Genomic DNA, 16,626 nt, shown 5'->3' on the forward strand with positions numbered 1-16,626 from the left:
TCTGCAGAACTAGAAACAGAAACAGTAAAGGAGGGCATATATGGCGGTTTGTCGATGGCGTTTCTTTCTTTCAATTTCTATGGCGTTGCTAGTGCTTTTGTCATTTGAAAATCGAGCGGATGCTCATGCCTACAGCGCGACTTATTCGACATTGGAGTTTTATAAATCCAAGACGGAGCTTACTTATGCACTCGATGACGTATCGGTCATAGAGCTTGTGGGGGGCGACACAAATCATGACGGAACGCTCGATGCAGGGGAATTCGCAAAAGTGGATCAGAAGCTGCTGGAGATTCTGAAAAGCAACCTCGTTTTGAAAATTAACGGAGAAAGCGCGGCGTGGCCCCAAATTGAGAGTCTCACTATGCACAGCAAGAGGGCGATTCTGAAGGCCTCCTTCCCAGCGGTAGCGGCATCCCAGTCGATCCAGCTGACCGATCAATTGTATTTAAACGACACAGCGAGCAATTACGTAAACCTGATGACGATTTATTACGGAGCCCAGAAAAGCACAGCGGCACTCTCGGGCAAAAACCGGACCTGGACGCTGCAAATGACGGAAAATGATGTTGCCGGATTGCAGCCGGGCGATGCGTTGCCTCAGCAGCAACAGCCTGAGGAGGCAGCTTCGTCAAGCACGACGGACGGTTGGCTGTCTTTTTTCGTGCTGGGGATGAATCATATTTTATCCGGATACGACCACCTTTTGTTCTTATTCTCCCTGCTCATCGCAAGACAAACGTTCAAGCAGTATGCGGGGACGATCACAGCGTTCACGATCGCGCATAGTATTACCTTGGCCTTGACAGTCACAGGTGTGATCCATATCTCCTCCCGTATAGTGGAGCCGGCCATTGCGCTGAGCATTTGTTATGTCGCTTTGGACAATTTGATTCGTAAGAAAGTCAGCTACCGGTGGGTATTGACCTTCATCTTCGGGCTGATCCATGGGATGGGTTTTGCGGACATCTTGACGGTAATGAACATTCCGAAGAGCGAATTGGCAGTGGATCTGATCAGTTTTAATGTCGGCATTGAAACCGTTCAGGTGATCATCGTTGCCATGGTGCTGCCCGCGTTAGCTCTTCTTTATCGCTGGAAGCACTCGAGACGCGTGGTTGTTGCCTGCTCCGCCGTGGCCCTGATGCTAGGCGGACTGTGGCTTGTCGAACGGTTATTTACGGATTTATGAATGTATTGGATCGTTTTCAATCTATTCTACCAAACCTTTGTTTCATTACAGACGATCCCTTCAGAGTGAAAATGATTGCGGCTCACTCCTTGGACAATGTAGAGATTTTCACGGAAACGAGAGGACAAGTCGGTCTAATAGGGTCATTTAATAATGTCCCCATCATTGTTTTATCTGCTGGTATTGGTAAAACATCAACAATGGCTTACTTAACCGAGCTTTGCTTGAAAAATCAAATAAAGCGTGTTGTTTACTTTGGGGATTGCATTACCAACGATCCAAGCTTACCGATTGGTTCGATAATGTTAATAAAGAAAGCCTATGAAAATGGAAAAAGCTATGATGCCTCAGAAAAAATGCTTCAATATACAGAAGCTATTCTGAGAGAAACGAATATAAAAGTGCACAACTGTGCAACTACTACTGACGATCATTATTTAATTGATAAAAAATATAGGATAAGCCAAGAATCTAAGGTTTTAGATTTTACGACAGCTCCAATTTATAAGTTGAACGAAAGCTATAATGTTCTAGAGGTTTTATCAGTACTTACTGTTTGTGAAAATATTAGCACAAATGACACAATCGGGGAGGCAGTGAGACAAAGCGGAGGTCATTCCGCCATCCTGCTGGCTCTTCAGATACTTTCATTTGATGCGAAGATTTTGCAATAAATAATTATACAAGGAGCGAGGACATGAAAGCATTAAAAAAAGCGCTGTGGCGTATAGGCATGTCATGTTTATTATTAGTGAACATGCTATTGCCTGCATTACCGGCAACACCTGCATTCGCAGCAACGGTAAATGATACCGTCAATGCGCCGATAGCAACAACAGGAAAAAGTGAAATCACGAGCTGGAATTTAGGCGCTTTACCGACAAGTCCCGATGGGGGCACTGCCAATGGGGATATCTTCGCCACAAGCGGTTATTACAAAGATGCCACAACTTTGTTACAACTGTATCAAGGAGCTGCGAAAATACCATTATCAGGTTTTACTTATTCTACCTCCTCGCTAAAAAGCTTGGGTTTTGCTAGTGCGAATACGAATTATTGGATGGTTAAAACATCAACAAAAGGATTTAACAACCTAGTTCTTAATTTTATGATGTATTCCGCAGCAACAGGTCCAAGAGATTTTGATACGCAATGGAGCCCGGATGGTAGTACATGGAATCGTTTCGGGAACCAGAATACTACGGGTTTTTCAGTAAAGAATCAGACCTCGAATTCAGTAAATTACGGAATGGCATTACCGACATCTGCTGAAAATCTAGATTCAATCTACATCAGAGTCGTCCAAAGTTCTAATATCCAAAATAACGGTTCGAATACTTCCAGCAGTTCTGGTGTTAATATCAACAACATTCAACTCTACGGAACCAAGGATCCAGCGTTTACTACGCCTGCGGTAACCGCAACACCAGATACAACGGGTGCAATATTGGATATTACACCTATCACTTTATCGAATACAGATTCGAACGCGCAAATTTTCTACACGACAGACGGTACGAACCCGGCTACAACAGTGGGCGATTCTACCAAATTATACACAGCGCCGATCACAGCTCTTTCCGAAGGCGGTTTTACAGGAACAAATCCGTTTGTCGTTAAAGCTGTAGCAAAATCTCCTACGCTTCTGAGGTCAGATATCGTTACATTATCCTTCAATCAGCAAACCATTACTTCGAATGCGGATGCCAAAACGCTTGCTGCTGGGCAATATGCCTGGGTCAAAGGCATCGGCACGTACTTGAATGGGAATACGACCTTGTACATTCAGGACGGGATGAATGCCGGCAGTGGTCTTGTTATCTATAAATCCGGCGCAGACTTCTCCTCCTACGTAGGGAAAGAAATCTATGTCTATGGTAAGACATCGCCGTATAACGGTTTGATGGAGATTGTTCCGGATGTTGTGGCAACGAATGTCGTCGTACGTAACAATAATCCAACTCTTCCAACTCCGATCAAAATTATGTTCGATCAGCTTGAGGGCAGAACCTATGAGGGAATGTTGGTTTCTTTTGATACGGTAAAGCTCGACAATGTCGCTGGAACAAATACTGGAAGTTATTATAATCACACGGTAAGCCAAGCAGGCGTATCGACAACCTTGCGCAGCAAGGGGATTGCAAGCGCAGTCGGCACTAACGGAACTTATGTAAACATTACAAAGGCTATTGCGAGTTATAACACCGCTGCCGGTTACAACGGAGTACATCTGTATTCCGCAAACACTGCCGAACTCGTCGCTGTTACAGCTCCGACCGTTGAGTTCATGACACCTAGTGTACCTACCGGAACGGCAATCCCGCTTAATTCCAAGGTGACGCTTGCCACAGCAACAACAGGCGCGAAAATAATTTATAGTTTAAATGGAGGCGCTCCTGTAATTATTACAACAAATTCAGTTGATATTACAGTTGATGCCTTCCAAAACGGAAAAGCAACGATTACAGCAACAGCGTCAGACGGCACCTATACAACGGCGACGCAAACTTTTACATATACACAAAGCCAGGTCGCAAAAGTAATCGCAAGCCCAGGGAGTTCTGCAATTAATCCTGCAACACCCATCGCATTATCATCAGCTACGGCGGATTCAACAATCATTTATTCGGTATACAGAAATTCCTTTTCTTCCACAGACGGTACTTTGGTGGGTACAGCTAATCAAATCTATACAGCTCCTATCACATTGGATGCCTCTTACTTCCCGGTAAGAATAGCTGCAAAGGCAACACTTCAAAACTATGTGGACAGTGCTCCTGAAAATTTCGCCTATACGGCCAAGAAAGCTATCGGTGGGGAAAAGAACTATTACGGATCACTTCACGCGCATACGATAAACTCGGACGGTCAAGGAACCTTGGCAGAGGCGTACACTTATGCAAGAGATCAGGGCAAATTTGATTTCTTTATCGTAACAGACCACTCAAACTCTTACGATTCCGCAACTTACGACGTCACCAAGGATCAAAATATTAATAATTACAACAAAACCAACGCCCCTTGGCTTGCCGGCAAACAGGCGGCGATGGACGCAGCTACTGATAAATACGTGACCGACTACGGTTATGAGATGACATGGTCCGGCGGCCCAGGACACATGAATACGTTTAACACAACAGGTTTTGTAAGCCGCAACAACGCGACTTTAAATAACAAAACAAATGATGCCGGTCTTCAAACCTATTATCAAATGCTTAAGGGTACGCCGGGCTCCATTTCACAGTTAAATCATCCCGGAGCTACATTCGGTAACTTTGCAAATTTTGGTTATTATGATAATGCGATTGACGATAAAGTTACTCTTGTTGAAGCAGGCAACGGCGAAGGCGCCGTCGGTTCCGGCGGATACTTCCGGTCTGTCGATCAGTTTATTTTGGCTTTAGATAAAGGTTGGCACGTGGCCCCGACAAATAACGCCGATAATCATAAAAAGGGCTGGGGAACATCGAATACCGCTGCGACGGTCGTCTATACGAACGATTTTACATTGAGCGGAATTTATACGGCGCTGCACGACCGTTCGGTATGGTCGACAGAAAACAGGGATTTGGATGTCACCTATCATCTGTCCGACGGTACGAACACCTACAGCATGGGCGCTATTTTGAATGCTCCCCCTGCGACCGCAAACATTACGGTAACAGCAACCAATAAAAACCCAGGCACAGCGACTAGTAATATTGCATCGGTTCAGCTGCTAAGCTACGGAGGAAAAATTGTAGATCAGAAGACCTACCCTAGCGGAACCAGCAATGTGAATTACACCTATTCGATGACGGCGCCTTCTGCCGGCTACTACTTCGCGATCGTCACGGACAACCAGGGCTTTGTAGCCGTCACCGCACCGATTTGGCTTGGTTCATCACCGAAGGTCGGAATCACCTCGGTAAGCAACAGCACGGTCATGCCTGTTACAAGTGAGGCGTTGAATTTAACAACAAATTTCTTCAATAATGAAAGTACACCCGTCACACTTAAGTCTATTTCTTATACCGTAGACGGAGATTCTGCGGCCAACAAAACGTATACGCTCGGCACAAGCATCGCGTCCTCCGGTGTCGCTGCGCATGTATTCAGCTATACACCGACGACTACCGGAACCAAAACAGTCACGATCAGCGCCGTGATTACGGTGAACGGTGAAGATAAAACTTATACGACGACCAGCACGATGAAGGTTGTAGATATCAACTCCGTATCGTATGTCGGGCTTGACGCTTCACACGGCAATGAGTACGTAAGCGGAGGAAGCTATCCGAATTCAATGGCCAATATGATGACTCTCGCGGGCGCAAACAGTGTGAGAGTTGTACAGTTGAATACGTCGGCGGAATTAATTGCCGCTACCAGCAATCCTAAATACAAAATGATCATTTTAAATGCTCCGTCAAGAAAAAGCGTTCCCGCATGGCCGATTCCGACAAATTACACGGCGGCGGAAATTGCGGCGTTGAAAGTATTTTCGGAAAACGGAAACACACTTGTCTTCGGAAATATCGCGGACTTCGGGGAAGCCACAAACGCTGATCCGTCTTCACCGAAGAAAGATATGTCTGAGCTGCAGAACGATGTCCTGGAAGCCATCGGCTCCACGCTGCGCGAAAGCGACGATGAGGTGATGGACGATGACAAAAATGGCGGACAACCATATCGATTGTATCCGACAGAGTTCAATATGGCTAATCCGTTACTGCAAGGCGTCATCGACGGACAGGTCTACAGCCAATACTCAGGCTCAACCATTTACGCTGTAGACCCGGCGACAGGAGAGAGAACCTCAACGCTGCCGACAACGGTCAGCCCGCTTGTTTTTGGCTTCCCAAGCACTTATTCGGCTGAAACCGATAATGACAACTTTGGATACGGGACGACCAAAGCTACTTTTCCCTACGTTACAGTCGGAACGAATAAAACCGATAAGGGAATAAGTAATTCACAAGGGCTTTATATACCGAAGTATGTAAATCCAAACAGCAAGGTTGCAACTAAGCCGGAAGAAAAACTGCTGGCGGCATCTGAAACTGTCACGCATACGAACGGTAAAACTTCTCTTGTCGTCGTTGCCGGCGGAGCATTTATGAGTAACTTTGAAATACAAGTAACTTTAGACAATGCAGGGACATTGCCTTATGCCAATTACAATTTAATGGATAACCTTTATAAAATGGTTAATCCAATGACGATTACAAGCATTGCCAACGCCAAGAATCTCCCGGATGGGACAGATGTCATCATTGAAGCAACAGCGACGAGTGAGGTAAATACCCAAAGCACAAATCCTGATACAAACAAAGGCTTTTTCGACTCTATTTATGCGCAGGACGCAACGGGCGGTATCAATCTATTCCCGGTTGCCTCAGGCATACAGGAAGGACAAAAAGCAAGGTTTGAAGGTAAGATCACGCATTATCAAGGCGAAGTAGAGTTGACGGTCAGCAAAATGACTGTTTTGGATCCAAGTATCCATAAATTCGCGCCTACTACACTTACGACAGCTGTTTCAGTGTCATCCGCGAATACCGGACTTTTGGTGAAAACACAGGGCGTCGTGTCAGATGTTTATAAAGACAATGACGGAACAATTAACCAATTTACGATTAATGATGGGTCCGGCCCGGCAATTGTATTTATTAACGGATACATTACAAAGGGAACGACGCTTCCGTTCGTTACAGACGGAGCAAGTGTTTCCGTAGTCGGTTTGGCTTCTTTCGGCGAGGTTTCCAGCGATTCGGATATGCACCCGAGAATCAGAGTCAGAGACCGTTCCGAGATCTTGAACGTTTCGTCAACTGTGGATAAATCCGCATTAAACACAGAAATTACCAATGCGCAGACGCTACTCGGAAGCAGAACGGTAGGTACCGCTAATGGCAATGTATCGCAAGCGGGTCACGATGCGCTCCAAAATGCAATTACAGCAGCCATAGCCGTACAATCGGATGCGAATGCATCGCAAGCTGAAGTAGATGCGCAAGTGCGTGCATTGGCGACAGCAACTCTAACATTTAACGATTCAATTGTTTCAGAAGTACAATTAACGATTAATGGTCTGTCGACGATGAACGTAGGCGAGAGCTCTGTTGCTGAAGCAACATACGGTACTACGAAGTTGGATGCGACATCGGGAGTTATCTTTACGAGCAGCATTACGGCGGTTGCGGAAATCAACAGCACAAGCGGGCAAATCACCGCGATCAGCAAAGGTCAGACTGTGATTACAGCAACATATGGCGTACTTGCCAAAGCATACATTCTAACAGTCAATGCTGTGGCCAGCACGAATGCTAACCTTGCAACGCTGAAGCTGGATAATACGACCATCAGCCTCACGTCGAACCAAACCGAGTATTCGGCTTACGTGAGCAATAGCGTAATCAGCGCTACAGTAAGTGCAGCAGCAGAAGATACCAATGCTGTTGTGAAAATCAATGGTGAAGCGGTAAGCAAGAAATTAGTTAATCTGTCTACGGGCTTGAACACCATCACTATAACCGTGACAGCTCAAGACGGAACGACAAAGAAGGAATACAAGCTTCAAATCACTAGAGCAGATGCCCCGACTAGCAACCCATCTGGCGGGGGTTCCGCTCCTAGCGGCACTCTGATCTCCTCTTCTAACGGAGGAACGGTGAAGGATAACGGTGTGACGATCGTGATTCCAGCCGGAGCGGCAAAAACGGATTTCCGGGTAACGGTTGAGAAAGTAACGAATACTGATGAAATGCTGAAAGGCGCTTCTGGCAAGCTAGTCAGCGATGTGTTTGAGATCAAGAAAGATTTTACAGATAATTTCACTGCTAATCTAACGATTAGCTTGCCGTTTGACCCGGCCAAGGTAGATCTGGCCAAGTCTGACGCAGCAGTCTATTGGTACGATGAGACAGCGAAGAAGTGGAATGCACTCAGCAACCCAAGCGTCGATAAAGACAAGGCGATGGTTAGCGGCATAGTCAACCACTTCACGAAATTCGCCGTATTCGCAACAGATAAGAAACCGACGGATCCAACGAATACCGGTTCTACAGGTAAAGCCACTCTGTCCGATATCGCCGGTCACTGGGCGGAAGCGAATATTCGCGAGCTCATTCAAGCCGGAGCGATCGAGGGCTATCCTAACGGCACCTTCGGACCGGATCGTACGATTACCCGTGCGGAATTTGCATCGATTCTCGTCAAAGCATTCAAGCTTCAAGAGAAGAGCGGCAAAGGTTTTGCCGACACGAACAATCACTGGGCTTGCAAAGCAATTGAAACAGCGGCAGCCTATGATATCATCTCCGGTTACAGCGACAGCTCTTTTGGACCGGATGATAAAATCACTCGCGAGCAAATGGCGGCGATGATCGCACGTGCAGCTAAGCTGCCTGCAGCAGCGGCAGGCAATACATTCACGGATCACACAGCGATCTCCGAATGGGCACAAAGCGCCGTTGCTTCTGCATCGGCTAGCCATGTGATCGACGGCTATAGCGACGGTTCATTTAAGCCGCAAGCGAACGCTACGCGTGCTGAAGCCGTTACTGTGATTATGAAATCGATCAAGAAGTAATAGGCAAGGTGAATAAATTCTTGGGTCGCGAGCCTGATGTTCCTTTATGGAGCGACAGGACGCGGTCCGGGACTTTTTTTATTCCAGTCCTATTGGCTCGCCGATCGGTTTTCACTAAAATTTGTTAATAAAATCTTAATTTGAAGTATATGACGAAATTCGGTAAAGTATATATTGGCTCCTTTTTCCATGGCAAAAAAAACCTGACAAAAGATGCCGCCAATAGCCGTTCTATCATTGCGCCTCGCCAAAAAGCCCATGATAGCGGCTTTCTATTTTTTATTGAGGAAATTCCCCTATATTCCCCTCTTAACTGCGTTAACACAAGAGGTTAATAGTGGTAAACTGGATAATTATACACAGAACTTTTTATTTAGCCCTTGATTAGAAATCAGATATAATGAGGAATAGATATAAACAGCCAAATCCGAGGTGCCGATCCATGATTCTAAGTACCAAACTCCATATCCCGCAAACGCGACGCGATGACCTTGTTGAGCGAGCGGCGATCACCGAGCTATTAAATAAAGGATTAAAGAGCAAACTTACATCCGTAACGGCTCCCGGGGGGTACGGCAAAACAACAGCTTTGAGTCAGTGGCTGCAGCAGTCCGACATACCTGCCGTATGGATTTCCTTGGGACCTCAAGATAATGATCTGATTGAGTTTTGGAGCTATACAATCGCTGCAGTCAATAGTAAGAACCCCAAATTTGCGGAAACGATCACCCCGTATTTGCCATCCCTAAAGTCTGGTGCGTTTGAGTCATTCATCTCAGTCATGATATGCGAGCTTGAGAGCTTCTCGGATGAATTGGTCATGGTTTGGGACGATTATCACACGATCGATCTTGCCCTCATTCACGCTTCTGTGGCTTATTTTCTTGGCTTTTTGCCCGCTCACATCCACCTCTATATAACGAGCCGGGCTGAAATGCCCTTTCCTACGGCAAGGCTGCAGACGACTGGCCAAATGGTGAAAATCACGATTCAGGAGCTGCGATTTCAACTTTCGGAGGGAATTCGTTACTTTCAGGATTGCATGGGATTGTCACTGTCGGGAGAAAAGATAGCAGTGCTGGTAGACCGCACGGAGGGATGGATCAGCGGACTGTATCTTGCGGCCATTTCGCTGCAAAGAAGTGGCAATTATTCGGAATTTATCCGTGCCTTTAGCGGGGAACACCGTAACATATCCGATTATCTGTTTCAGGAGGTTTTTAGTCTCCAGCCGAACGAGATTCAGTCCTTTCTATTGGAAACTTCGATTGTAGACAGGATAAACGGCCCGTTGTGCGAGGCGATTACGGGACAAGTGAATTGTCAGGAGCTGCTGGAAATGCTGGAACAGCATAATTTGTTCATTGTCTCTTTGGATGATCAGCGGAAATGGTATCGCTATCATCATTTGTTTTCCGAGTTTTTACGGAGGCTTTTCCGGCAGAGGTGTGCGGGACAATCGAAGGAATTGCATGTCAAGGCAGCTCATTGGTTAGAGGAGCACGGATTTTTGGAGGAAGCGGTAGAGCAACTGTTTGTGGACGGGCATCATCACGAAGCAAGCACTTTGATCGAAAAGCATCTGCAAAATCTTCATGCGAAGAGAGGGGTGCTTTATCGATGGCTGCGCGGTCTACCGGAGGACTGTTTTACTGGCAAGCCGGGAATTCAGTTTCTTTATGTCAAAGTGATGGTGGAAACCAATGAACTGGAGTTGGCACAAGCAAGGCTTCGCCTAATGGAGGACAAGCTATCCCATCCCGAATGGACACCTTACGCAGGAACCGTTCATTTTTTATCCGCGGCTGTTTCGTTCTACCGAAGAGACTTCCGACAAGCGAATGAATATTTCGAGGTGTTTGATCGGCATACGCCGGGGGGCAGCTACATCCAGATGATTGAAGCGAACTCGTATTCGATGTATTTCGACACATTATTGAGCTTTTTTCATAATTTGCATGATGCGGAGAGATTCTTTTATAAATGGATCAAAGTATGGGAAGAGAGAGACAATTACCCCTACGTCGGTTTTTTCTACAATACGTACAGTTTGTTGTTATATGAATGGAACCGCTTGGAAGAGGCTGAAGTTTATGCGGAGAGGGTACTGAGGTCAGCGTGCATGCAGCCCTATGCCCTTATTCTGTTAAGTGCTTCTATCAATGCAGCGCGGATCTGCCAGGCCAAAGGTGATTCGGCCAAAGCGTTTGAATGGTTGGAGGGGGTTAAACCTAAGATCGATTCCGTAGACAAAAGAATGTTTATGAGGAGAATAGAGGCGGAGAAGGCAAATTTATCACTTGCGAACGGTTCTTTCGATGAGGGTTGGCTGGAAACATGCGGCATTAAGCATACCGATACGATCCCGCCCGGTCCGATCAAAGAATACCTTATTTTGGCAAGTGTGCTTATGGAACGTCGGGAAATCGATGAAGCTTTGCAACTGCTAGAACAATTGTACCGGCTTGCCGATAAGGCTGATCGGACCTGGGATAAGGTTAAGGTGACCATCCTGCAAAGCATGGCGTTGTATCGAAAAGGTGATATGACGATCGCTGTCATGAAGCTGGAGGCGGCACTCCAATTGGCGGAACCGGGGAAATACATCCGCAGTTTCGTGGATGAAGGGGTCAAGATGGCTGAGCTGTTACGTGAATATATCCGGCAAAAGCAGATCAACCCTAGCCGCAAGTCTGCGAGCATACTCTACGCCAGGAAATTGCTTCTGCTGATGTCGGATCATGGGAATGAAACTGCAAGCTCGGGAGCACTTATCACAAAGCAGGAATTAAAAATATTACGGATGATTGATATGGGTCTATCGAATAAACAGATCGCCGAACAACTTCAAATCACAGCCGAAACGGTCAAGAGCCATCTGAAAAGCATATACAGAAAACTTCATGTGAACAACAGAGAACAGGCACTGAAGCAAGGAAAAGAATTCCGATGGTTGTAGCGAGCTATTTATCGCAATTGATCAAAATTATGATTATACAATACATATTGGTATGAGGTATATCCCCCATTTTTTTACCCTCCATCCCCCTTAGATGGGGGATTTTTTTATTAGGACGAAAGTCATAGAATTGGGGAGAAAGTGTCAATAATCGACAAGAATTGCGAGGAGATGCGGTTTCAGACGAATCACTCGTGCCTGCAAACGGTCTATTGATCTAGTCAAATAAAAATGAGAGGTGCCGAGGAAGATGAATAACGTAACTGCCAAGAAGAGAGTAGCAGCAATGCTGATGAGTTTCATACTGCTTGTTCTTCCGGTGATGCAGATTGTTCTGGGAGGAGGTGCTGCCTATGCTACACCTGAAACCAAGGTGTGGACGGACATCACGAAAGCAGGGGGATTTTGGAATCCATATGGTGTGGCCTTGGGTGGTGATGGCACGTTGTATGTAACGGATAGGGATAGTAATAAAATTAAAAAAATGCCTAGTGGAGGAAACGCTTGGCAGGATATCACCAATTCAGAAGGATTCGACAATCCTAACGGTATCGCGGTAGGCAGTGATGGTACGGTGTATGTCTCGGATGGCAGGAATAAAAAAATTAAGACGCTTTCTAGCGGTGGCAGCGCCTGGCAGGACATCCCCAATGAACAACTATACGAATTCAACATTCCGACGGGTATAGCAGTGGGCAATGACGGCACAGTTTATGTTGCGGACCCTGGCTATAACCAAATTAAAAAACGGACGAGCGGAGGCAGCGCCTGGGAGGGCGTCATCTATTCAGGGAGTCCGGTAGGCATAGCATTAGGCAGTGACGGCACGTTGTATGTGACGGATCGCTATTATCATCAAATTAGAAAACTGACGAGCGGAAGCAGCACCTGGGAGGACATCACCCATTCAGGAGGGTTCAACAATCCTGATGGTATCGCAGTAGGCAGTGACGGCACGTTGTATGTGTCGGACGGTACGACTGGGCAAATTAAAAAACTGCCGAGTGGGGGGAGCGTCTGGGAGGACATCACAGGCTCAGGGGCATTTAACACCCCGGGTGGTCTAGCAGCGGGCAGTGACGGCACATTGTATGTGGTGGATTCGCATAATTACAAAATTAAAAAATGGTCCTCCGGCTACCTGGTAACCTTTGACAGCAGGGGAGGGACAAACATTAACGCTCAGCCCGTAGCCAAAGACGGTTATGCAACAGAACCGGCTGCGAGCAAGGTATACAGCACGTTGGAAGGGTGGTACAGTGACATCGCGCTGACGCAACCCTTTAACTTTGCAACAACAGCAATTACGGCGAACATAACGCTATATGCGAAATGGGATACAAGAGTTTGGGTAGACATCACCAAATCAGGAGGATTTAACAACCCTAGTGGCGTGGCGGTAGGCAGTGACGGCACGGTGTATGTGACGGATAAAACTAATCACAAAATTAAAAAATTATCGAGCACCGGCAGCACCTCGGCCTGGGAGGACATTACCAATTTGCAGACGTTTTACGCCCCAAGCGGCATAGCCGTGGGCAGTGACGGATCGTTGTATGTCGCGGATGCTGGCATTGGTCAAATTAAAAAACTGCCCAGCGGAGAGAGCGCCTGGGAGGACATCACCCATTCAGGAGGATTCAACTTTCCTGGGGGGATAGCCGTAGGTAGTGATGGCACGCTGTATGTGGCGGATACGGTGAATAACAAAATTAAAAAACTCCCGAGTGGGGGGAGTACCTGGGAAGACATCACCTATTCAGGGAACTTTTTCTACCCATCGGGTGTAGCTGTAGGCAATGACGGCACGTTGTATGTGGCGGATACGTATCATAGCCAAATCAAAAAACTGTCCAGCGGAGCAAGTGCCTGGGAGGATATTACCAAATCAGGAACCTTTTCCTATCCGACGGGTATCGCCGCAGGAAGTAACGGCACCGTATACGTGGTAGACTCTGAAGATAACCGCCAAGTTAAAAAGTTATCGAGCGGAGGCATTTTCTGGAAGGATGTTACCAATTCAGGAGGATTCTACTATCCTACTTCCATAGCAGCAGGCAGTGACGGTACGTTGTATGTACCGGATACTAGTAATTTCATCAGAAAACAATCACATGCGTATATAGTAAACTTCGTTACCAACGATGCGTTGTGGACAACAGGGGAGCAAATTGTGATCGATCATGACCATGCAACAGAGCCAACTATGCCGACGAGAACAGGCTACTCGTTCGAGGGATGGTACAGCTCAAGTCAATTTAGCGGAGCTCCCTTTGATTTTACGACAACTGCCATTACTTCGGATCATGTGTTGTATGCGAAGTGGGTCATGACAGCAGCGGCGGTAGCCATCGATGCGCCGGTGCTAGGCGCAACTCCGCAGGATGCAGCAGCGGTAGAGGCAGCAACCGCCAATGTTGATTACACCGTTACCCGTGTAACCTGGAACGAAGCTCTAACAGCGGGTGGCACATTTAAGGGAGGCCAAAGCTATACGGCAACGGTTGAACTAACATCCAAGAATGCGAAGTTATTCCAGGCAGGGGCGTTCACTCCGACAGTAGAGGACGCATCCGAGGTGGGAACTACAACGACAACGGGTTCAAGCGTGGGCAACACCGTGACCTTTAAGGTAACTTTTCCAACAACTGAATTACCGATAGGAACAGCAGCAATAGCTGGCGTAACACCGCCAGTCACGGGAGCAACGCCGGTATCCGCCATAGCAGCAACAAGTGAATATACAGCAACGATAGCATGGTCGCCGTCTGACGCAATATTCGCTCCGAATACCAGCTACACAGCAAGTATAACAATCACACCTAATGATGGGTACACCTTAACAGGAGCTGGTGAAAACTTCTTTACAGTAGCCGGAGCAACCTCTGTAACCACGGATGCCGAATCGGGCGTCGTAACTGCCGTTTTTCCGGCAACTGCACCATTAAACGATAACGCGCTGCTCGCTAACTTAACCGTTGATCAAGGCGCATTGACATTTTCATCGTTGCAGGGTACGTATTCGGTGGATGTTCCGTACGCGATTACAAGTCTCAATGTGGCAGCAACCAAAGCGGAAGTGAGTCAAACTCTTGCAGTTACGGGTGCTGTGTACACGACGGCAACGGGTAATGTTTATAATTACCATGCATCGAATCTGACGGTAGGGGCCAATACGATTCGTATTGTGGTAACCGCCGAGAATCAAACACAAAATACGTATAACTTAACGGTTAACCGTTTAAGTAACAACGCCGACCTAAGCGGCTTGACATTGTCGGGCGTTGCGCTAACTCCAGCGTTCGTCTCCGGGACCACAGCATATACAGCTAATGTGGCCAATGGTGTTTCCAGCACGACCGTAACGCCAACCGTAACGGAGAGCCATGCAAGGGTAACTGTGAACGGAACTGCGGTTACGAGTGGCGGGGCAAGTGGTGTGATTTCTTTGAATGTTGGAAATAACCCTATCACCTTGGTAGTGACAGCGCAGGACGGTACACTGAAAATCTACACAGTTACGATAACGCGTGCAGAGGGACTATCCAACAACGCAGACCTAAGCGGATTGACACTGTCGGGCGTTGCGCTAACTCCAGCGTTCGTCTCCGACACTACGACGTACACAGCCAATGTGGTGAATGGTGTTTCCAGCACGACCGTAACGCCAACCGTGTTGGAGAGCCATGCAAGGGTGGTTGTGAACGGAACTACGGTTACAAGTGGCGTGGCAAGTGGAGCCATTCCTTTGAATGTTGGCAATAACACGATTACTCTGGTCGTGACAGCGCAGGATGAAACAGCGAAAACTTACACGGTTACGATAATGCGTGCAGATGCACCGTCCACTGGTGGCAGTGGCGGCGGGTCAACAGCACCAACGTCCCCAGGTACACCCACGGATGGTAACCTAACGCTTCCAGCGGGCGGTATGGGCGAAGTTAGTTTGAATAAAGAGGTCACAGTCTCGATTCCGGCAAGCGCTACGGATCGAGAACTAAAAGTAACGATTACCAAAGTATTAGAAACGCAAGCTCTTCTAACCAATCAAAAGGCTCTAGCTAGCCCGGTCTTTGAAATTTTGAAGAACTTCTCAGAGAACTTTAGTAAACCAATCACACTGACGTTTGTTTTTGATAAGTCAAAATTAAGCGGCGGCCAAACCGTATCCGTCTTTTATTTTGACGAAGTGAAAAAGGAATGGGTGAAGGTCCCCGGCGGTAAGATTAACGAAGGCAAGATTTCCGTAGAGGTCAATCATTTTACGAAGTATGCGGTATTCACTGAAGATAAAGCTGTAACCGTGCCAACACCAGGAACGCAACCAACCATTAACTTTAGCGACATCGCTGGGCACTGGGCTGAGGTGAGCATCAAGAAAGCGATCAGCATGGGTATCGTTGGCGGCTACCCAGACGGTACGTTCAAGCCTAACAAAACCGTAACGCGCGCGGAATTTGCGGTGATGCTGATGAATGCACTCAAACCGCAAGGAGAAGGAGCGGTGCTGGTGTTCACGGATAAGGCGGAGATTGGTGCGTGGGCGCAGAAAGCTGTCGCGCAAGCGGTACAAGCAGGCATTATTCATGGATATGAGGACGGCAGCTTCCGTCCAGATCATGTTATTACACGCGCCGAGATGGCAGCAATGATTGCATCGGCTCTAGGTAAATCTAGCCAAGCGGATGTCGCAACAGCCTTCTCAGACGACAAGGACATTCCAGCGTGGGCGAAAGCGAGCGTGGCGTTCGTAAAACAAGCGGGCATTGTGCAAGGCAAAAACGATAACCAATTTGCACCTAAAGACCATGCAATCAGAGCAGAGGCTGTAACGGTGCTGCTCAATATGCTGGAGCAGAAGAGCAATTAATGTGAATTTTGTACGGAAAAACGCAGCCCCAA

General features: G+C 47.1%; 5 protein-coding genes. All 5 read left to right on the forward strand.

Annotation, left to right across the window (positions count from 1 at the left end):
• Positions 1–40 precede the first annotated feature (40 nt).
• The 5 genes from GC097_RS33285 (at position 41) to GC097_RS33305 (ending at position 16,594) form a co-directional block, all read left to right on the forward strand.
• Positions 41–1,192 carry a HupE/UreJ family protein gene (locus GC097_RS33285; protein WP_171687552.1) on the forward strand — a complete coding sequence of 384 codons (1,152 nt, stop codon included), beginning with the start codon at positions 41–43 and terminating at the stop codon, positions 1,190–1,192.
• Positions 1,189–1,866 (forward strand): phosphorylase family protein, encoded by a 678-nt coding sequence (locus GC097_RS33290; protein ID WP_171687553.1) that lies wholly within the window; start codon positions 1,189–1,191, stop codon positions 1,864–1,866. Before GC097_RS33285 ends, GC097_RS33290 begins: the two co-directional genes overlap by 4 nt.
• Positions 1,867–1,889: 23 nt before the next feature.
• Positions 1,890–8,765 (forward strand): S-layer homology domain-containing protein, encoded by a 6,876-nt coding sequence (locus GC097_RS33295; RefSeq protein WP_171687554.1) that lies wholly within the window; start codon positions 1,890–1,892, stop codon positions 8,763–8,765.
• A gap of 442 nt (positions 8,766–9,207) precedes the next feature.
• On the forward strand, positions 9,208–11,724 hold the full coding sequence (locus GC097_RS33300; RefSeq protein WP_171687555.1) for a winged helix-turn-helix domain-containing protein: 2,517 nt from the start codon (positions 9,208–9,210) through the stop codon (positions 11,722–11,724).
• 250 nt (positions 11,725–11,974) lie between these two features.
• Positions 11,975–16,594, forward strand: coding sequence for an S-layer homology domain-containing protein (locus GC097_RS33305; protein WP_171687556.1), 4,620 nt, complete (start codon positions 11,975–11,977; stop codon positions 16,592–16,594).
• Positions 16,595–16,626: the final 32 nt, after the last annotated feature.

It is taken from the genome of Paenibacillus planticolens, from assembly GCF_013141725.1.
GTDB lineage: Bacteria > Bacillota > Bacilli > Paenibacillales > NBRC-103111 > Paenibacillus_E > Paenibacillus_E planticolens.